16 protein-coding genes and 1 pseudogene are annotated in these 21,397 nt (G+C 34.1%); 10 read left to right on the forward strand and 7 right to left on the reverse strand.

Going from position 1 to position 21,397, the window contains the following annotated elements:
* The first annotated feature begins 233 nt into the window (after window positions 1–233).
* The 3 genes from rsmH to SYN6308_RS21350 all read left to right on the forward strand — a co-directional run bounded on the left by rsmH (window position 234) and on the right by SYN6308_RS21350 (window position 5,153).
* Window positions 234–1,109, forward strand: a complete 876-nt coding sequence (rsmH, locus tag SYN6308_RS00985; protein WP_017292559.1) for a 16S rRNA (cytosine(1402)-N(4))-methyltransferase RsmH — start codon at window positions 234–236, stop codon at window positions 1,107–1,109.
* A 308-nt stretch (window positions 1,110–1,417) separates the two neighbouring features.
* Window positions 1,418–2,551, forward strand: coding sequence for a 5-(carboxyamino)imidazole ribonucleotide synthase (locus SYN6308_RS00990; RefSeq protein WP_017292560.1), 1,134 nt, complete (start codon window positions 1,418–1,420; stop codon window positions 2,549–2,551).
* Window positions 2,552–2,693: 142 nt separating this feature from the next.
* The gene (locus SYN6308_RS21350) at window positions 2,694–5,153 is read left to right on the forward strand and encodes an alpha/beta hydrolase (protein ID WP_017292561.1); all 2,460 of its coding nucleotides are present in this window, start codon (window positions 2,694–2,696) and stop codon (window positions 5,151–5,153) included.
* A gap of 268 nt (window positions 5,154–5,421) precedes the next feature.
* Here SYN6308_RS21350 and SYN6308_RS21355 read toward each other — a convergent pair whose 3' ends face one another.
* From SYN6308_RS21355 to SYN6308_RS23675, 3 genes and pseudogenes are all read right to left on the reverse strand, one after another.
* Window positions 5,422–6,228: a DUF3747 domain-containing protein gene (locus tag SYN6308_RS21355; protein ID WP_017292563.1), complete on the reverse strand. Its 807-nt coding sequence runs from the start codon at window positions 6,226–6,228 to the stop codon at window positions 5,422–5,424.
* 230 nt (window positions 6,229–6,458) lie between these two features.
* Entirely contained in the window at window positions 6,459–7,607 is a 1,149-nt protein-coding gene (gene alr, locus SYN6308_RS01010) for an alanine racemase (protein WP_017292564.1), read from the reverse strand.
* A 79-nt stretch (window positions 7,608–7,686) separates the two neighbouring features.
* Window positions 7,687–7,887 (reverse strand): annotated as a pseudogene (locus tag SYN6308_RS23675) (Uma2 family endonuclease); the annotation flags it as partial.
* Between the two features lie 211 nt (window positions 7,888–8,098).
* On the opposite strand from SYN6308_RS23675, the gene SYN6308_RS01020 reads away from it, so the two are divergent.
* From SYN6308_RS01020 to SYN6308_RS01030, 3 genes are all read left to right on the forward strand, one after another.
* Window positions 8,099–11,311: a type ISP restriction/modification enzyme gene (locus SYN6308_RS01020; RefSeq protein ID WP_017292566.1), complete on the forward strand. Its 3,213-nt coding sequence runs from the start codon at window positions 8,099–8,101 to the stop codon at window positions 11,309–11,311.
* Window positions 11,312–11,566: 255 nt separating this feature from the next.
* The gene (locus SYN6308_RS01025; RefSeq protein ID WP_017292567.1) at window positions 11,567–13,702 is read left to right on the forward strand and encodes an HAD family hydrolase; all 2,136 of its coding nucleotides are present in this window, start codon (window positions 11,567–11,569) and stop codon (window positions 13,700–13,702) included.
* Between the two features lie 100 nt (window positions 13,703–13,802).
* Window positions 13,803–14,189 carry a RidA family protein gene (locus SYN6308_RS01030; protein WP_017292568.1) on the forward strand — a complete coding sequence of 129 codons (387 nt, stop codon included), beginning with the start codon at window positions 13,803–13,805 and terminating at the stop codon, window positions 14,187–14,189.
* A 481-nt stretch (window positions 14,190–14,670) separates the two neighbouring features.
* On the opposite strand, the gene SYN6308_RS01035 is transcribed toward SYN6308_RS01030, so the two are convergent.
* The 4 genes from SYN6308_RS01035 to SYN6308_RS01050 form a co-directional block, all read right to left on the reverse strand.
* Window positions 14,671–15,546 carry an RluA family pseudouridine synthase gene (locus tag SYN6308_RS01035; protein ID WP_017292569.1) on the reverse strand — a complete coding sequence of 292 codons (876 nt, stop codon included), beginning with the start codon at window positions 15,544–15,546 and terminating at the stop codon, window positions 14,671–14,673.
* Window positions 15,547–15,665: 119 nt separating this feature from the next.
* On the reverse strand, window positions 15,666–16,847 hold the full coding sequence (locus tag SYN6308_RS01040) for a sugar phosphate nucleotidyltransferase (RefSeq protein ID WP_017292570.1): 1,182 nt from the start codon (window positions 16,845–16,847) through the stop codon (window positions 15,666–15,668).
* Window positions 16,848–16,911: 64 nt separating this feature from the next.
* Window positions 16,912–17,820 carry a hypothetical protein gene (locus SYN6308_RS01045; protein ID WP_017292571.1) on the reverse strand — a complete coding sequence of 303 codons (909 nt, stop codon included), beginning with the start codon at window positions 17,818–17,820 and terminating at the stop codon, window positions 16,912–16,914.
* Window positions 17,821–17,936: 116 nt separating this feature from the next.
* Window positions 17,937–18,674: a Tic22 family protein gene (locus tag SYN6308_RS01050; RefSeq protein ID WP_017292572.1), complete on the reverse strand. Its 738-nt coding sequence runs from the start codon at window positions 18,672–18,674 to the stop codon at window positions 17,937–17,939.
* A gap of 371 nt (window positions 18,675–19,045) precedes the next feature.
* Here SYN6308_RS01050 and SYN6308_RS01055 point away from each other — a divergent pair, with 371 nt between their 5' ends.
* The 4 genes from SYN6308_RS01055 (at window position 19,046) to rplT (ending at window position 21,304) form a co-directional block, all read left to right on the forward strand.
* On the forward strand, window positions 19,046–19,657 hold the full coding sequence (locus SYN6308_RS01055; RefSeq protein ID WP_017292573.1) for an alpha/beta hydrolase: 612 nt from the start codon (window positions 19,046–19,048) through the stop codon (window positions 19,655–19,657).
* Between the two features lie 228 nt (window positions 19,658–19,885).
* Entirely contained in the window at window positions 19,886–20,323 is a 438-nt protein-coding gene (locus SYN6308_RS21360; RefSeq protein WP_272943052.1) for a Fic family protein, read from the forward strand.
* A gap of 382 nt (window positions 20,324–20,705) precedes the next feature.
* Window positions 20,706–20,906, forward strand: a complete 201-nt coding sequence (gene rpmI, locus SYN6308_RS01065) for a 50S ribosomal protein L35 (protein WP_017292575.1) — start codon at window positions 20,706–20,708, stop codon at window positions 20,904–20,906.
* Between the two features lie 47 nt (window positions 20,907–20,953).
* Window positions 20,954–21,304: a 50S ribosomal protein L20 gene (rplT, locus tag SYN6308_RS01070; RefSeq protein WP_017292576.1), complete on the forward strand. Its 351-nt coding sequence runs from the start codon at window positions 20,954–20,956 to the stop codon at window positions 21,302–21,304.
* The last annotated feature ends 93 nt before the right edge of the window (window positions 21,305–21,397 follow it).

Genomic DNA, 21,397 nt, shown 5'->3' on the forward strand with positions numbered 1-21,397 from the left:
GAGAATGGTATAATCTTGGGAGAGTATCCTCAAGGATTTGTAAAATTTTATCACCCCCTAACTTTTCTTCTGAAAAGGGAGAAGACAAGGAAGATTATTGATAAATTATTGAGGATTGCTATAGTCATAAAAATAAAGTATTTGTACCTTTGTACCTTAATCCCACTTTATTTTTTTTACTTTATTCCTTTGCGTCTTTGCGCCTTTGCGTGAAAAAAAAGAAACAGATAATTATGTCAGAAAAAGCAACAAATTTTGTTCATGAATCAGTTTTACCCCAAGAAATTATCGAATATTTAAACATTGTAAAAAATGGTCATTATTTAGATGCGACTTTAGGAGGAGGAGGGCATACTAATCTGATCTTATCTTATAATGATACCGTAAAAGTGACAGCGATCGATCGAGATATTCAAGCCTTAAATTTTGCCCAAGAAAAGTTAAAAGACTATGGAGAAAGAATCAGTTTTTGGCGGGGCAATTTTGCCGATTATTTACCGATAAATATTAAGTTTGATGGTATTATAGCCGATCTGGGGGTAAGTTCACCGCAATTAGATCAAGGGGAAAGGGGTTTCAGTTTTCGTCATGACGGGGATTTGGATATGCGCATGGATAACAGTCAACACCTGATGGCAAAGGATATTGTTAACCGTTGGCAGGAAAAGCAGTTAGCGGATTTGATTTATGTTTATGGTGAAGAAAGGCTATCTCGCCGTATTGCGAAGGCTATCGTAGAAAAGCGCCCTTTTTCGACAACGGTGGAGTTAGCAAATGTCATCGCTTCTTGTGTGCCAAGTAAGTATCGTCATGGTAAAATACACCCTGCGACTCGTACTTTTCAGGCTTTGAGGATTAAGGTAAATGAAGAGTTAGCTTCTTTAGAGAAGTTTTTGCAAGTCGCGCCAAGTTGGCTAAAACCAGAGGGAAGAATGGCGGTTATTAGTTTCCATAGTTTAGAGGATCGTATCGTAAAAAATCAGTTTCGAGATCATGAGCTTTTAAAAATTATCACGAAAAAACCCATCATACCTAGTATAGAGGAACAAAGGACAAATGCAAGGTCTCGATCGGCTAAATTAAGGGTTGCCTATCGAGTAAAAGAGTAATGAGTAAAAAGTAAGGAGTAAGAAGTAAGAAGTAAGGAGTTAATAAATTTATGTTTTCTTTTGCCTTTTGCCTTTCATAAACTAAACATACAATTAATTTTGCCTACTTAGGGTTTGCTGAATAAATCAGAAAGCTATTAAAATCAACAGTTTAGGCATAATACATTAACCAAAAAGTGTGCAGTTTTAAGGATTTTTATTCAAAAATTCAACACTTTTAACCTTATTTTTTAAAATACAACTAAAAATTCTTCAGGATTGAAGCCCGTAATTTGGTAAAATAGATGAGAAAAGTATTAAAGTGAAAGATGAAAAAGACAGTTGGGGTTATAGGAGGAGGGCAATTAGCATGGATGATGGCACAAGTTGCCTCCCAAGAAAATATCAATTTAGTGATACAAACTCCTTCCCCGACTGATTCGGCGGTGTCTTTGGCTAGTAAAACTATTTTTGGTTCGATCGATGATGCTAAGATTACAGCAGAGTTAGCAGAATTTTGTGATGTTATCACTTTTGAGAATGAATTTGTCAATTTGGAGGAGTTGCAAACACTAGCGGATAAGGGAGTAACTTTTTATCCTCGTCTTTCTAGCTTATCACCGTTACTGGATAAGTATGAGCAAAGATGTTTTTTGCAACAACAAGGTTTGCCGACTCCTCATTTTAAGGCTTATGAATCTTCTTCGGATTTTGACAATTTTTCTTTTCCTTTGGTGTTAAAAACTCGTCGTCATGGTTACGATGGACAAGGAACGATTATCATTAAGTCACCATCAGAATTAACCAGTATTTTGCCAAAATTTGACAATATTCCCTTGTTAATCGAGGAATTTGTGCCTTTCGATCGAGAATTAGCCGTTATTGGAGTGCGTAACCCATTGGGCGAAATTAAGATATATCCCGTAGTGACAACCTATCAAAAAAATCAGGTATGTCGTTGGGTAATTGCCCCCACTATGTTAACAACTTCTCAACAGGAAACCATAAACTCCATCGTACAAACGCTATTAATTAGTTTAGACTATGTAGGAGTATTAGGGATAGAACTATTTTTAACTAAAAAGGGTGACATCTTAGTCAATGAAACCGCACCTCGCACCCATAATTCAGGACATTACACTTTAGATGCTTGTGTTACCTCTCAATTTGCTATGCAGTTACAAGCAGTGACGGGGAAAAAGTTAGGTAGTGTTGACTTAAAGTCATCTGGTGCTGTAATGGTAAACTTATTAGGCTTCGAGAATGCTGATAGTGACTATGAAGAAAAACGAGAGGAAATAATGAGACTTGGTACATTTGTTCACTGGTACGGCAAAAATGAATCTCGGTTAGGAAGAAAACTAGGTCATGTTACCATGTTATTAGATGAAGATACCCCCGAAAAAAATCAGGAAAAAGGTAAATTAATCGCTCAACAAATAGAGTCTATTTGGTACTCTTAGGTAATGGAGAATGGAGAATTGAAAATTGAGAATTGTTAACAACGGCAGTATTTTTAAACCGCAAAAGTACGATAAAGTGTAATCAATTTGTTCATGATTTTAAAAATGTATAATTAGTAAATTTCTTTGAGGGTTATTAGTTATGAAAAAACAGTTTTTTTTCCTAAGTATAAGTATTGTTTTTAGTTGCTTATTTCCTCAACAAATTAAAGCCGCAGAAAAGATTGATTTTGTTCATAGTTCTCTTATATTCTCTATTTCGATCGAATCCTTAGAAACTTTTGCTAAAACGGGAGAAATGAAGGGAGATTTACAGCAATATAGCTCATCTTTAGACGCAAAAACCTTAACAGAAATACGCTATTTTCTTAATAAAACTCATGATATTGATCCCTTAATCATGTCGAAATTAAGTCGTACTTCTTTAGCAGAAGACTTATTAAAAGAGTTAGGGAAAGTGATTTCTACCCATAGAAATAAAAATGGATTTTATGCAATTCGGGGGGCAATTTTAACAACTGCGAATGAGAAAAAATCATGGACAATTTTAGATGTTTTTCGCAGTTTTCCTACTTCTAGTATCTATGTTAATTTGGAATTATTAGCACAGTTAAAAGATGATTTATTTCTCTATCAAAGTTATCGAGATGCTATTGCAAAATCGATCGAGGTTAGAGCAAACACAGACAAGGCACAATATGCAGATTTAAACTTAAACACCCTCGAAAATTTAAGTCAAAAAGGCACATATCAAGTGGCAAAAGAAACCATTACTATTGAAAAACAAGACTTGAGACAAACAGATAAAGGATTTGTAAGAGAATATAGTTTTGAGGTAGATGTCTATTTTCCGCAAAATACAGAGGAAAAGAAACCTTTAATCTTAATATCCCATGGATTTGGCTCATTAAAAGATAATTTCGCTAATTTAGCCCAGCATTTAGCTAGTTATGGTTTTATAGTCGCAATACCTCAACACATTGGCAGTGATTTACAATACCGTGAAGAATTGTTAAAAGGATCATTAAGCAGTGCCTTAAGTCCTGTAGAATATATTGCTAGACCTCAAGATATGTCCTCAGTTATCGATCGACTGCAAGAATTGGCATCAGAAAGCGAAATTTGGTCAAAAAGAGTCGATTTAAGCAAAATAGGCGCTATTGGCGATTCTTTAGGGGGTACTACGGTTTTATCTTTGGCAGGAGCACCCCTTAATATATCACGATTAAAGACAGAATGTGATCAAAATCAAGTGATTGTCAACACTGCCTTAATTTTGCAATGTCAAGGAAGCCATCTTCCTCCTGTGGAATATAATCTACAAGACTCAAGAATTAAAGCCGTCATCGCAACTCATCCCCTCACCAGTGCGATTTTTGGTGCTGAAAGTTTGAGTAAAATAAAAATACCGATTATGATTACCGCAGGGGGTAATGACGTAATTACTCCTGTCGTCATTGAGCAAGTACATCCTTTTATTTGGTTACAAAGTCCATTCAAACATCTCTTATTTTATCAACCAGGTACTCATTTTAGTTCTACTCAACCGAGTCAACAATATACTTTAACTAATTTACCTGAAGTATTAATTGGTAAAAATCGGGATGTCACTAGCCAATATTTTCATGGCATAGCAGTTGCTTTTATGGAAGCCTACTTAAATAATAACTCTCAATATTTAGCTTATCTTACTCCTAATTATGGAGAATTTGCTAGTAATGATAAATTTAATATTTTTCAAATTAATGATTTAACTGAGGAAAATATTATAGAAGTTTTTGGGAATAATTTACCTATCAAAATTGTACCTCCTTTAGTGGTTTCTTTTCCCTTAGCAAATGACTATGATTCTGTGGTGGAAGAAATTAAAAATACGGGAATTTTAAAAGTAGCTTATTCTCAAAATTCTCCTCCTTTTGGCTTTATTAATAAAGAGGGATATTGGGAAGGTTATTGTAATTTTTTAGCCCATGAGTTAGCTAGTTATTTAGAACTACAATTAGAATTGTCTTTTAAGCCAGATGTCGTTTTTTTACCTTCTAGTTTAAATAATAGTTTAGTTAAAAATGGTGAAGTTCATTTAGAATGTGGTGCTAATAGTATGAGTCAAAATCTTGATGATATTAGTTTTTCCATTCCTTTTTTTGTGACGGGAAATCATTTTTTAATTCCTCAAACTATGGAGAAAACATTTAATCCGAATCAGTCGTTACAAAATTTTAAAATTGGGGTAGTGAATAATTCTACTACTGCTAATTTTTTACAGGAAAAATATCCCCAAGTTAAACCCATTTATTTTGATGAAGTTTCTGCCATTGAAAAACAAATTGAGGCTCTGGAAAACGGCTCGATCGATGCTATTATAGACAGTAAAATTTTATTAGATAATCTACGATCGAATCTTAAAAATCCTGAAGATTATCAGATAGTGCCACCGTTACCTTTAAACTGTGATTTTTATGGTTTATTATTGCCCAAACAAGATAGCCAATGGATAGAAATAGTTAATAATTTTTTAAATAAAACTCCTTTAACAAAACAATATTTTTCTCCTGAAATTGAAGATAATTTGGCAAAAACTCTCAATTATTGTTTAAAATAAACCTGAGTTCGATATAAAAATAGATGAGGGCTGACTTGGAAGACAGGCAGACAGGCAGACAGGAAGATTGTATTTCCTGTGAATGAATAAAATTCTCTCAAAAGTACATCAAATATTAAGAATTTTTCTCCCTGTCCACTTGTCCACTTGTCCACCTGTCTAGTTTTCATCATTTTCTTTATGTCGAACTGAGGTAAAATAAGGGTTAAAACCCTCACTACGAACAAAGTTTATCATTCTTAATTCTTAATTCCTAATTCCTCATTCCTTAGTGTCTATCCCAACCAGATTGAGTTAAGCTCGATCGACGAGTATTTCTATTATTTTCTTGTGTATTTCTGGGGGCAACAACAGGTTTAACGATTTGTTTTTGTGGTTGTACATCAGGAGAAACGATTTCTTGAATAGTGCCTTGAGGTATTTCTTCAGGTACGACAGGGGAAGTATTGGTTACTCCTAAATTATCAATAGTTTCAGGATTATTCACCTCACTATTATTATTGAGAGGGAGAGGAGTTTGGGCGGAGGCAGAATCGTAGCTAAAATAAACATGACCTAACATTTTACCTTCATAGGTTCTTTTACTAAAGCGCCATCCCGGATTTAGTTGTATTTTCATGGGTTGCCCATTCAAACCTTGTGCTGTACCTACTACAATGGGAGGTTGCCCCAGATTTTTACGATTATTACCAATTAGCAATAAATTTCCGTCTTTTTCGACTAGATTTAAGAGAATGTCTAAACCGTAGTCTTGTCCATCCGCTCTGATAGAATAACCATTAGCATCAGTACTACGACGACAATGACCACTAAAATCAAAATTAACTAATAGTAAGTCCACATTAACAGGATTAGAGCCTGATTCACTCCAACAAGCATTTTTCCCCGCAATCTGTTCTATTACAATTAAGTTGTATTTATTGTCCCCATAGGGTTGAGCTACAGCGATAAACTCAGATTGATTTACTTCTGTTTCTTGAAATGTGACTGCTTGTGCCGATGAAAACGGTAAAATAGCGGAGAGGGTTGTTAAAGCTAAAACTGATAATTTGGTAGATATAAATGATTTAAGCATAGTTGATTTCTTTTGATGATTGAATTTTTTTTCCTCACAGCCAAAATTGCTGTAACTATTATAAATAATACTAGGACATCCTTTGATACATTTTAAGGTTAAATTGTTGATTCTGTTGAAAGTTATATCATTTGACCCCTCGATCGACTATTATGTTCCTTAATCGATGTTATTAGCAAAGAATTAAAAAGATTCAGGAGTTAAAATTGTTTCACCACAATTAATGGCAATTAGGAATTTTCAATAACAACTCTGGGTAAACGATGTTTAAAACTGCATAAAATTTCCCATGAAATTGTGCCGATCGAATTTGCCCAATCATCAGCAGTAATTTCTAAATCTCCCTCTTTACCTAATAAGGTAACAGTTTCTTCTACTTCTAAATCAGGAAAATCTGTGATATTTAACATTAATTGATCCATGGTAATATTACCAATTTGATCAGCAAATTTACCTCTAATTATTACTTTCATTTTATTAGATAATAAACGAGGAATGCCGTCAGCGTAGCCGATACCTACCACCGCAATTTTTGTAGCTTGATCACACTTAAAAGTATGTCCATAACTTACCCCAGTGCCGGGGGATAAGGTTTTTATTTGAGTAATACGAGCTTTCACTTCGAGGGCTGGTTGTAATTTTATCGTGTCGTGTAAATGAGGAGCAGGATAAATACCATATAAAGCTAAACCAACTCTCACCATATCATAATGTAAGGTTCGATCGCACAAAGTACCCGCAGAGTTAGCTAAATGTAAACGAGGAATATCAACACCCGTGGCTTTTAAAGCGGAGATTACTTCCTCAAAACGAGAATGTTGTAACTTCATCACGGTGGTATCCACATCATCCGCCGTGGCTAAATGAGAATAAATACTACTTATGTGTAACTGGGGGAATTGTTGAATATAGTTAACAAAGTCTATCCCATTATGCCAATGAGTGCCAAGCCGTGACATTCCTGTATCTAACTTGAGATGCACTGATAAAGTAGCGTTGAGTTGTGCTAAAGTTTCCCCAAAAATAAAAGCCTGATGGGGAGTGCATAAAGTAGGCTCAAGGTTATATTTTACTATATCCTTGATCTGTTCGATCGAATTGATCGCACCTAAAATCATAATCGGCGCAAGGATACCAGCTTCTCTTAATTCTATCCCTTCAGGTAGAGTCGCAATAGCTAAAGAGTCCACTCCTGATTGTAAAATAGTTTGTGCAACTTTTACCGCTCCATGACCATAGGCATCGGCTTTAATCACCGCCATTAACTGAGTGTGAGGATTGAGAAAACTTTTTAAGGCTTGGACATTATCAACTAAGGCTTGATGATTAATGTTAACCCATGCCCGTTGTTGTTGATATTGAGTCGAAAAATGATTCACGGTGACAAATAAAAAGTAATAAGTAATAAGTAAAAAGTAATAAATAATAAACTATAGCCATTACTACAAACAGATAATTTTAGCAAATATTATCTAATTGAAGCACAAATTTAAGTAAAATATTTTCTCCTGATAAAGTAAGAGGATAATTTAATATTTCCATTGTTTTATCTTCTCGATAAATCTCTACTTTTTTATCTTGAGGATTGATTAACCAACCTAATCTAGTGCCATTATCAATATACTCTCTCATTTTATCTTGTAAAGTTTTTAAGTCATCTTGAGATTTTTAATTATAGGGCATACTATTAATCTTTATACTATGGGTTATTATTAGTAAAAATAACCTAATTCCACCTATAAGTACTCATGCAAAATAGATTGTGAATTTTAAAATTAATTAAAATAACTTACATCTTTGTTGCCTCTTGCCTTTTGCCTTTTGCCTTTCATAAAGTAAACATACAATTAATTTTGCCTACTCACTTATTATGTCCCGACTCCTCATCAACCAATATCGTAAAGAATTAGAAACTAGAAAACGCTATGGAGGTAGTAGCAATGAAGGTGCGATTCGTTATGCCTTCGCTACCCTTTTAAACGGTTATTGTCGCCCAAGAGACTTTATTTTAGTCGAAGAATTGTCGATCGTCTCTCGTTTACAGACTAAGATTAGGTTAGATGGTATTGTTAAGGATGCTTTGAGGTTAGATTGGGGATATTGGGAAGCCAAAGACGAAAAAGATAGCCTAGACGCAGAAATTGAAGCCAAACTCAGTAAAGGTTATCCTATCGATAATATTCTCTTTGAAGACACCAAAACCGCCGTTTTAATCCAAAATGGTAGCGAATCTCTACGGATTGCTATGGAGGATGATGAGGCTTTAGACGCTTTACTTAACCAATTTTTAGACTATGAAAGGGCAGAAGTTAAAAACTTTCGACAAGCTATCAGCAATTTTAGTCAAGATTTACCTATCATAATAGATACTCTCAGAAAACTGATCGATCGTCAAGACCCCCCAGCCTCTAATTCTGGGAATCGCCCCCCTACCCCCAATTCTGGGGGAGTAATACAAGATTCAGAAGTCCCCAATGTTGGGGATTTAGGGGCAAATCAAAATTTCATTAAGGTAAGGGATAAATTTCTGAAAATCTGTCAAGAATCCATCAATCCAGACATCAATATTGATGATATTCGAGAGATGATTATTCAGCACATTTTGACAGAAGATATATTTAATAATATTTTTAGTGAAGGGCAATTTCATCAAGAAAATAACATCGCTCGACAATTAAATGAAGTTATCAAAACATTCTTTACTGGTAACGTTAAACGCAACACTTTTAAGACGATTCAAAGTTATTATAATGCCATTATTCGCACTGCTTCTAGTATTGTTAATCATCAGGAAAAACAGAAGTTTTTAAAAGTAGTTTATGAAAACTTTTATAAAGCCTATAACCCGAAAGAAGCAGACAGATTAGGAATAGTTTACACTCCCAACGAAATTGTGAAATTTATGGTACAAAGTACCGATTATTTACTAGAAAAACACTTTAATAAAACATTAGGAGATAAAGGAGTAGAAATTCTTGATCCTTGCACTGGCACAGGTACATTTATTACAGAAATATTAGACTCTTTATTAACAAGAGATATTGAATATAAATATCAAAATGAGATTCACTGTAACGAGATGTCAATTTTGCCTTATTACATAGCAAATCTCAATATCGAATACACTTATCAACAGATAACTAAGCAATATTTAGAGTTTGAAAATATCTGTTTAGTGGATACTTTAAACCCTACAGATAAGGGGGAAAAACAGTTAAATATGTTTGCGATGAATGAGGAAAATACAGAGAGAATTAAACGACAAAATGAGAAAAAAATCTCGGTAATTATTGGCAATCCGCCCTATAATGCTAAACAGGAAAATTTTAATGATAATAATGCTAATCGTAAGTATGAATCGATCGATCGAAGAATCAAAAATAGTTATATTAAGGAAGGTACAGCGCAAAATCAAATAGTGGTTTATGATATGTACACCCGTTTTATTCGTTGGGCAACGGATAGATTACATGATGAAGGAATTATCGCTTTTATTTCTAATTCTTCTTTTATTGATGCTTTAGCTTTTGATGGTTTTAGAAAAATTATTGCTCAAGAATTTAACGAAATTTGGGTAATTAATACTAAAGGAAATGCCCGTAATAGTGGAGAGAGAAGAAGACAAGAGGGAGGCAATGTATTTAGTGATTTAATTAAGGTAGGTATTGCTGTTTATTTCTTGATTAAAAATCCTAAAAAAGAAGGATTTAAAATTTACTATCATGAATTAGATGATTATTTAAAAGCTGATGATAAAAAAGCCTTTTTTGTTCAAAATAGAATAGAAAATATTGAATTTGAAACGATAAAACCTGATAGTAATAATAATTGGATTAATCAAACAGATAATGATTTTGATGATTTAATACCTTTAATTGATAAAGATGTGAAAGCTGGAAAAACTAAAGCGGTTAAAAATGAGGAAACGGGAGAGTTGGAAAATAAAATTTGTGATGAGGCAATTTTTCAATTATTTTTTAGGGGAATGGAAACGGGTAGAGATGAATGGGTTTATGATATTAATAAAGAAAATTTAGAAATTAAAGTTAAATTTTTAATCAATACTTATCAAGCAACATTACAAGATAATAAATATCAAGATAAGGATAAAATTAAATGGGATAGAGAATTAACTAAATACTTAGATAAAAAAATTAATAAAAACTTCGATATTCAGCAAATAACAGATTCTTTATATCGTCCTTTTTCGTCAAATTATTTTTATTTTGATAGACATTTTAATAGAATGCCCTCTTATTGGTTTTCTTTAAAAACAGAAGATAATGTAGATAATAAAATAATCATATTACCCGGAATATCATCACCTAAAGATTTTCATTGCTTAATCTCAAGGAAGATTGTTGATATGAATTGTTTACCTGCTGGTTGTCAATGTTTGCCATTATATAGATATGAAAATGGAGAGAGAAAAGAGAATATAACGGATTGGGCATTAAATAAATTTAAAAAATATTACAATGTGGAACAGCCTTCTAGGCTGTCACTGTCAGACAGGCAAGATGCCTGTTTTACGGGGGAGGATAATAAGATTAATAATATTGAAAAGATTGATATTTTTCATTACGTTTATGGAGTTTTATATAACCCAGAATATCGATCGAAATATGAGTTAAATTTAAAACGAGAGTTTCCGAGAATACCCTTTTATAATGACTTTTGGCAGTGGAGTAAATGGGGTAAACAATTAATAGAATTACACCTCAATTATGAAACCATTAAACCTTATAAATTAACTAGAATAGATATCCCCTTAAATAATCCAGAAGCTACTCCTAAACCGAAACTAAAAGCAGATAAAGTTAACCATAAAATCATTATTGATGAGGTAACAACTTTAACAGAAATTCCTCCTTTAGCATGGGAATATAAACTAGGAAATCGTAGTGCTTTAGAGTGGATTTTAGATCAATATAAAGAGAAAAAATCTAAGGATAAAACTATAGCTGAAAAGTTTAATAATTATCGATTTGCTGACTATAAAGAGGCGGTAATTGAGTTGTTAAAAAAAGTGACAACTGTTAGTGTAGAAACCATGAAAATTATTGAAGCAATGAAGTTATAAAAGATTTGCTTGTTATCTTGTTTTCTTAGAGAAATTGTTAAGTTATACTCATCAAGGTTATAATCTGATGTTGCAAAATGTATAGTTGCCTCTTGCCTACTTGCCTTTTGCCTACCTTCACCAAACTCAAATTATGCCCTCGCCAAGTATAAAAGAGGTTGTAAACTTCTTACATAAAGTAGCTCATTGTAATAATTATATCGAATAATCCCATTTAGGTTATAATAAAATCAAGTACGTTGTATCACTAAGATAATGAAAAATTCACAAAAATATATCTTACTCATTAGCATTCACGGTCTAATAAGAGGAAAAGATTTAGAATTAGGGAAGGATGCAGATACTGGTGGACAAACAAAGTATGTTTTAGAGTTAGCAGAAGCATTATCCCAACGAGAAGAAGTGGAAAGAGTCGATTTGATGACGAAATTGTTAATCGATGCTCAGGTTAATGATGATTATAGTCAACAACTGGAAACTATTAGGGAAAAAGCGAACATTGTTCGTATAAGTGGAGGCAATGATGACTATATACCAAAGGAAGAATTGTGGGATTATTTGGATAATTTTGCCGATAATGCGATCGAATTTTTAAAGAGTCAAGAAAGATTACCTGATGTTATTCATACTCATTATGCTGATGCTGGTTACGTTGGGGTGAGATTGTCTCATCAGTTAGGAATTCCGTTGATTCATACGGGGCATTCTTTAGGAAGAAGTAAGCGTAAAAGATTGTTGGCTAGTGGGGTGAAAAAAGAGATAATTGAGCAACGCTATAAGATGATTCGCCGTATCAATGCAGAAGAAGAAACTTTAAGCTCGGCACAAAGGGTTATTACTAGCACTTCTCAGGAAATAAATGAGCAGTATGCCCAGTACGATTATTATGAACCATCACAAATGCGTGTCATTCCTCCGGGTACGGATGTGGAAAAATTCTATCCCCCAGAGGGTAACGAGTGGGATAGTGAGGTTTTCCAATCGATCGAGCGATTTTTAACTAATCCTCATAAGCCTATTATACTAGCTCTTTCACGGTTAGATCAGAGAAAAAATATCATTACCCTTATTGAAGCCTTTGGACAAAATTCAGAATTACAAGAGGAAGCAAATTTAGTTATTTTTGCAGGTACAAGAAATGATGTCAAAGATTTAGATGAAAGTCTCCAAGACATTTTTACTGATTTATTATTGATGATCGATCGATATGATTTATATGGTAAGGTAGCCTATCCTAAAACCATCACCTTAGATAATATCGAAATAATGTATCGTTTAGCGGCGTTGTCGGGAGGCGTTTTCGTGAATCCTGCTTTAACCGAACCTTTTGGCTTAACCTTAATTGAAGCTGCCGCTAGTGGTTTACCCATTGTAGCCACTAAAGACGGAGGACCGATCGATATAATCAAAAACTGTCAGAATGGTTATTTAATCGATCCCCTTGACCCTCAAGACATTGGTGATAAGATTTTAAAAGTAATTCGGGAAAAAGCTCAATGGCAGATTTTTGCTCACAATGGCGTTACGAAGGTTAAAGAATATTATACTTGGGCTTCCCATGTAGAAACCTATCTCAAAGTCTTACAACCGATTATCGATAAGAATGAACGGTTAGTCAGGATGCCTACCCAACGTAGGGCAATGTTGTATCATAACGGTGCGATCGTCTCTAGTATAGATCAAAACTTACTGGGCGATCGAGAATCATTAGGGAAATTAATGGTGTTAATTCAAGAAAAACGCAAAAACATTAGTTTCTGTCTTGCCACAGGGAGAAGACTCGACTCCGCCCTAAAGGTTTTAAGAGAATATGATATAGTGCAACCAGACGTTTTAATAACAAGCATGGGTACAGAAATCTACTATTCTCAAGACTTAATCCGAGATACTGCTTGGACAACTCATATTAACTACCAATGGAATCGTCAAAGCATCGCCACCTTATTATCAGAATTGGAAGGATTAACTCTACAGCCTAAAACAGAACAAAGTCTCTACAAAATTAGTTATTTTTATGATCCTACGATCGCACCAAAAATAGAAGATATTAAGAGAATACTGCTTCAAAATGAACAAACCGTGAATGTCATCTTTTCTTTTGGACAATTTTTGGATATTATACCCATTAGAGCATCCAAAGGCTACGCTGTAAGATGGTTTTCTAGTCAATGGGATATACCTTTAAATCGTATTCTCACGGCAGGAGGTTCGGGAGGTGATGAAGATATGATGCTAGGTAACACATTATCTGTGGTAGTTGCGAATCGTCATCAAGAGGAGCTTTCTAACCTTAGTGAAGTAGAACCGATATACTTTTCCCATCGACAATTTGCAGACGGAATCATTGACGGCTTGAATCACTACGACTTTTTTAATCTATGCGAATCCTAAGGAGTAAGGAGTAAGGAGTCTATTGTAGGTTGGGTTTCGTTTCCTCAACCCAACAAAATCATTTATTTTTGACAAACAAAATTTATATTTAATTACAATAATGAACAAAAAAGTTATTTACACCAAAAACGCACCCTCACCTGTAGGGCCATATAGTCAGGCGATCGCCACTCAAGGAGAATTAATCTTTATCGCAGGGCAAATTCCCCTTAATCCCGAAACTGGGGAAATTACGGGGGAGGGAGATATAGTTGCTCAAACTCAACAAGTAATGAAAAATATTGAAGCAATTTTGACAGAAGCAGGGGTGAATTGGTCAAATATCGTTAAAACAGGGGTATTTTTAAAAGATTTAGGGGATTTTGTTCCTATGAATGAAGTTTATGCCCAATATTTCCCCGAAAACCCTCCTGCGCGCGCTTGTGTCGAAGTATCTCGTTTACCAAAAGATGTATTGGTAGAAATTGAGTGCATCGCCGTTAAATAGGGGTTGCCTCATAGTCTTTATCGATTAGGGAGATAGGAGTTAGGAGACAGGAGATAGGAGAAATACTGAAACATCAAGGTTTTGATGCTGTTAATAGATAGAATGAGTATAGTTGTATTTTAAAAAATAAGATTAAAAGTGTTGAATTTTTGAATAAAAATCCTTAAAACTGCACACTTTTTGGTTAATGTATTATGCCTAAACTGTTGATTTTAATAGCTTTCTGAGTTATTCAGCAGACCCTAAATAACATTTTATATTACCTCAGTGAACCATAAAGAAAATGATGAAAACTAGACAGGTAGACAAGTGGACAAGTGGACAGGTAGAAAAATTCCCAATATTTGTGGGTTTTAAAAATAATTTTATTGACTCAAAAAAAACACAATCCTCCTGTCTGCCTGTCTGCCTGTCTTCCAAGTCACTCTCACCAATAATTTTATAGTTCACTCAGGTGAACTCAGGTTAAACTTGATCTAATTTATTTTCGTAACATTCTTAATAATTTCTCCATTTCTGGAGGTAAGGGTGCGATCGACTCTATAACCTCCTGTGTGATAGGATGAACTAAAGTGAGCCGAAAAGCGTGTAAGGCTTGACCAGTTAAATTGACTCCTACAGAGTGACCAGCACTATACAAAGGATCACCGATAATGGGGTGTTTGATGTGACTAGCATGGACTCGAATTTGATGAGTTCTACCTGTTTCTAATTGAAACTTAATTAAACTATAATTACCTAATCTTTCTTGTAGTTGCCAATGGGTGACTGCTTCCCTACCACCTTTTTCGACAGGTACGATGGCCATTTTTTTTCGATCGACAGGATGTCTGCCAATGGGTAAATCCACAGTTCCCGACTCTTGACGAGGTGATCCATACACAACCCCAAAATACTCACGAGTAGCGGTTTTCGCCTTGATTTGCTCCTGTAAACTGCGTAAAACAGGCTCTGTTTTGGCGACTACCATCACCCCTGTTGTATCTTTGTCTAATCGATGAACGATGCCGGGGCGTTCTACTCCGCCGATGCCTTGTAAATCTGGACAATGGGCTAATAAGGCATTAACTAAAGTACCGTCTTGATGTCCGGGGGAAGGATGTACTACGAAATTAGCAGGTTTATTAATAATAATCAAATATTCATCTTCATAGACAACATCTAAGGGGATAGATTGAGCAATTACCGATGAGGTGACAGGAGGCGGAATGTCCACATTAATCACATCCCCTGATTTGAGGATAGTCTTTTTTTGGGTACAAATTTCCTGATTGAGAGTTACTTGTCCACTTTCAATGATTTTTTGTAGTCTCGATCGAGATAAGTCGGTAATTCGATCGGACAACCATAAATCCATTCTTCCACCGTCATCGGTGACTATTAATTCTTGAGAAAAAGATGAGTTATTCAAAATATGAAGATTGAGAGAGAATCGGAAATTTTAGGAAAGAGGAATAGGTAAAGGGAGAAACATTGTTAATTATTTGCACTGAGGATAGTCGAAGTGTTAATTGTTAATTGTGTAATAAGCTGATTTTTTTGGGGTGTTTCTGTTAAATCTTTTCTGGTGTCTGTAATTAACCAGTCAATAGCGGCGGCTTGAACATCGATCGCTACACCATTTTTGTCCACACAATAACGACCAAATACCAGTTTATCCACTAAGCGCACTCCCGAACCTAAACGAGAATATTCAAAAATGACACTATTATCCACCGTGGCATCTTCACAAATCCAACAATTTGGTCCTATCATACTCGGACCGACAATTTTTGCACCATCTTCAATGTGAGTCATAGCACCAATATAGACGGGAGGAGTTATATCGACTTTATCCCAGTTTACCGATACATTTAACCCCGTATATACCCCCGGTTGTACTTCTTTACCCGGTATCTCGACATTTTTAACCTCACCTTTTAAGACCGATCGCACGGCAGCCCAATAATCGGGTACTTTACCAATATCAATCCATTCAAAGTCCATATTTACAGCATAAAAGGGTAAATTCAACTCTACCAATTTAGGAAATAACTCACTACCAATATCATATTCTTGACCGGCGGGAATATAGTCAATAATTTCTGGTTCAAAAATATAAATCCCTGTATTTATTTGAGTACTTAAGGCTTCTTCAAGGTCTGGTTTTTCTTGGAATGCTAAAATTTTATCTTCATCATCAGTGACGACTACCCCATAACTGGAGACTTCTTCTTTCGGTACAGATTTTGTTACTACGGTTGCGATCGCACCTTTTTCTTTATGTTTTTTGACAACTTCTGTCAAATCCAGATCAATTAAAGCATCACCACACAAAACTACAAAAGTATCATCAAAGAAAGGGTTAAACTCTTGAATCCTTTTTAACCCACCAGCCGAGCCTAATGCTTCCCCCACTAATTCACCATCAACAATACGCCCTTCAAAAGAGTAGCCAATTTCCACCCCAAAACGTTGTCCATCTCGAAAATAGTTTTCAATTTCTTCTGCTAAATGACTGACATTAACCATTATTTGATTAAAGCCATGTTTTCTTAATAATTCAACTAGAAATTCCATTACTGGTTTTTGTAAAATGGGAATTAAAGGTTTAGGAATAGTGTGGGTAATAGGACGAACACGAGTACCCTTCCCCGCCGCCAGAATCATTGCTTTCATAACAGTTATGATAATAAAAATTTAAAAAAGTTTATATAAATTCATGTTTTAAGATACCACTAAATCACTCATTAATTGTCAGAAATTCTTGTTTCTTCAACCAAGGGAGAATTTCTTGATGTTCTCGAATTACTGTAATTCCATGTTTTTCTAAATAATCTTGAAAATGTTTAGGGGATAAGATTCTATTTAGATGTTGAGGAATTTGATCGGTAATGATTTTAGCTCCATTATTTTGAATAATAAATTTAAGATTTTTGGGGTCTAATAAGTAAATAATTATTGGTTTATTTTTTACTTTTTTTAAGGTATTAATAAATTGTTCTGGCTCAATATTTGAACAGTCACTAATACTAATTAAAATAACTTTTGTCGATTCATATTCTGCTAATATTTCTAACCAAAAATCCCAGTCAATGGTAATAAATTTATCATTACCTACATTAACCACGATCGATTCTCCTAAGTCATGTTTTTGGAGAAATAAAGCTAGTTCAGTACTAATAACACTATCACCATAATTAAGCAGGGCGATCGAACCAGACTGATATAAATTACTATGATTAACACCCCAACAAAGTTTGTCAGGTATGAGGATTCCTGCTTGAGAAGTGCCTAAGATTTTAACTTGTTTTTCGTGAGCTTTTTGCCACAGTTTAAAAATATCTAAAGGGGGGATATTTTCCGTATAAATAATAACTTGTTTTATTCCAGCCTCAAGGGCTTCTAAACCAGCATTGAGGACATTATAAGGATGACTAAAAATTAGAGTAGTTTTGATTTCTGGATAGGTATTTATTGCCTCTGTTACTAAATCAAAAACGGGGATATTTTCTATATTATCCCCTACATATTGATCCCCAATTCCTGCAATAATATCATGATTATCTAAATTTAATTCTTGTAGGTAAGATAACGCTTTTGGCTGATCTATTCCTTGTATTAATAATGCTCGATCGAAGTTCCAAATCATGAATAATTAACAATGAACAATTAACAGTGAACAATTAATAAGGAACAATTAACAATGAACAGTGACTGATAATATTAATTCCTCATTTTACATTCTTATTACTTATTACTTATTACTTACTTTTGTGGATTGGGTACATTAGCTCGTAAAAAGTCGATCGATTCTTTGGAAGGCAACAAAACAATTTTAGTTAAGACTTCATCATCACTCTCTTTGAATGCTTCAAGGATTCCTTCTAAAGTAACCACATCGATTTTAATACTAGAAGCTAAATCAGGTTGTGCTTTTTTGAAATCATCCACTAACTGTTGAACCTGTTGTTTTTCAAAAAATAAAGGGATAAATTCTTGATCATTTTGTTTCATCGGTAAAAAATAAGAGCCTTGATCATTTCCTAGCATCGCTACAAACAAAGGTACTCCCCCTTGATATTGAGTGTTTAATTTTTTCGCCTGTTCCACTTGAGTTTGGGTAGGTACATAGGCAAAAACAAAGGGAACTTTTTCCTTGGCATTAGCTTCAGTTAATTCAAAAATTTGCCCCAATGGAATAACAATTACTTGGACTTGTTTAGCTAAGTCTGGATTATCTTTTTTCAATTTATCCAAAAAGTTATTTGCATCTTGTTTGCTGATGAATACTGGGGAGACTCCACCATTATCATCATTAGGAGCAATCAGAGGAGTTCCTTGGGAATCGGCGATCGTAAATACGGGAATAGGACGAAGTTTTTCTACAATCACTTCGGAAGGTAATGCCAATAACTTCGTCGTATTAGTTAACCAACAACTAACAACTGTTGCACCAATTAAACTAGCATTTCTAATGTGAGTGAATAAAGATTTATTTTTCATAGGATTTAGAGATAATAATGTTTATATCTTTGTCGATGACGATTTTAAAAGATGGATAGTTTCAGTTTAAAACAATCAAATCAAATTGATGAGACTTTAAGGAAAATATAAGAATTTAACCTAGGAGTGACTAATTAATTAATCAAAATTCAATGTTAACTCTTTTCTTGATGACACTTTAGCGAAAAACTATCTAGTGATCATAATTAATTCCATAGATTCCATTACTATATCACTTGATTTCAGAGTTGACATTGTTCTGAACAGATAGTTCACCGATGGTATGATAAAGTTTGCCACAAAATTTTAATACCTATAGATGAAACTTTTATAGTTTATTTTTTTGTGAACTCTTATCTATTAACTATGTTATGGACGTAATTTCGATCGAACCTGAAAACGGACAAAAACCAGAATTTGTATTGGTGTTATTGCATGGTTGGGGGGCAAATTATCATGATTTAACCGCCCTTACCCCAATGTTAAACCTAAGTAATTGTTGGTATCTTTTTCCCAACGCACCCTATAGTCATTATCAAGTAGAAGGAGGGAGAGCGTGGTATGCTTTAGAAAATAACAACGAAGGTATAGAAACCAGTTTAGATAAACTATATCAATGGTTATTATCCTTAGAAGACATCACAAAAATTCCTCTATCAAAAACTATCCTAGGAGGTTTTTCTCAAGGAGGAGCGATGAGTTTAGATGTAGGTTTACAGTTACCTGTCGCTGGAGTAGTTAGCTTAAGCGGATACTTACATTTTCAACCCAGTGCCGACAGAAATCCTTTTCCCCCGACTTTCATTTCCCATGGCACTCTCGATAATGTTGTACCGATTAATACAGCAAGAGAGGCAAAACAAAAATTAGAAGAGGTAGGAGTTTCCGTAGAATATAAAGAATTTCCCATCTCCCATGAGATTATCCCCGCTCAAATGCACTTAGTGAGGGATTTTGTCGTGAAAAACGCTCAAAAAAGTTAGTTAGTAACCTCCGTTCGATATAAGAAAAGTGGTGAAAACGAGACAGGTGGATAAGTGGACAAGTCGAATGCTAGAAAAATTCCTAATATTTCGATGCCCTTTAAAATAATTTTATTGATTCAGGCAAAATATAATCTTCTTGTCTTCGGAGTCTCCTGACTCCTCTCTCCTATCCTCATCAAAAGACTATGAGGCAAACCCTACTTATAACGTAAAAAAATCATCAAAATAAAAAGATTACATCCTTTGTTAATTATCGGCATTTTTATTGTTAATTTTTTAGCTATTCATCCTTTTCAAGATGGTAATGGGAGAATTTCGAGAATTTTAACCACATTATTATTATTAAAAAGTGGTTATATTTATGTGCCTTATAGCTCATTAGAAAGCGTTATTGAGGAAAATAAAGACAGTTATTATTTAGCTTTAAGACGTACTCAACAAAGTATTAAAACTGATCATCCAGATTATCTTATCTGGTTATTATTCTTCCTAAAATCTCTCAAAAAACAAAAAGATAAATTAGCTAAAAAATTAGCAAGAGAATTGATTTTTCAAACATCTTTACCTAAGTTATCAGTGCAGATTTTAGAGTTAGCAAAGGAGCATGGTAGAATTAGCACAGGAGATATTGAAAAATATACTAAACGTTCACTTTCCTTGTGAAATATTTTGACTAAAAATCGACTGATATTTTTATGCGCTCTAATGGCTTCCATTTTGACTAATTCTCCATCTACTAATTCAAAAAATCCCTCCCCTTGAGGATATTCCCTTAAATATTCATCAAAACTTAATTGTACTTTAGATGCGATCGCAACCATTTCATTCACCAATTATGATTTAAGTTAATACTAATATTTTAGATAGAGACGTAAAATTTTATGTCTCTACAGTAGCTTGAGTTATCGAAAATTTAATTTTTCCTAAAAATCTATTGTCAAACCTGTTATTGATAGGATACCTTTTCTCGATCGAAGAAAGATTTTATGGTCATAAGAGTATTTTTCATCGTATAATAGTAAATTGTGTCTATTTACATAAACTTATGCCTAAATTAAAAACTAAAAAATCTGCGGCTAAACGTTTTCGTATCACAGGAAGTGGCAAAAAAATTGTTCGCCGTAAAGCTAATAAGAATCACCTATTAGAACATAAAACATCCAAACAAAGAAGACGCTTAAGCAATCCTGCCTTAGTACATGAAACCAACGAAAAAGAAGTTCGTTTAATGTTACCTTACGCTTAAAAAAATTCTCAATCCTATTAACTATTAAATATTAAACTGTAAAAAAAATGACTAGAGTAAAAAGAGGTAACGTCGCCCGTAAAAGACGTAAGAAAATTTTAAAGTTAGCTAAAGGCTTTCGTGGCTCTCATTCTAAGCTATTTCGTACCGCCAACCAACAGGTTATGAAAGCGTTACGCAACGCCTACAGAGACCGTCGTAAGAAAAAAAGAGATTTTCGCCGTTTATGGATTACCCGTATTAATGCGGCAGCTAGACTTAATGGTGTTAGCTATAGCCAATTAATCAATAAACTAGATAAAGCCAATATTGCCTTAAATCGTAAAATGTTAGCACAATTAGCTATTCAAGATGCTGAAGCATTTCAAAAAGTAGTTGAGTTAGCACTTCAAGGTTAATATCACAAGATGTCGAAACAAATCCTACACTGAGTTTTCACAACAACTAAACATAACCCAGTGTCGGATAAATTTTGACTGAAATTTTTTTGC

This window comes from Geminocystis herdmanii PCC 6308 (assembly GCF_000332235.1).
In the GTDB taxonomy this organism is placed as follows: Bacteria; Cyanobacteriota; Cyanobacteriia; order Cyanobacteriales; family Cyanobacteriaceae; genus Geminocystis; species Geminocystis herdmanii.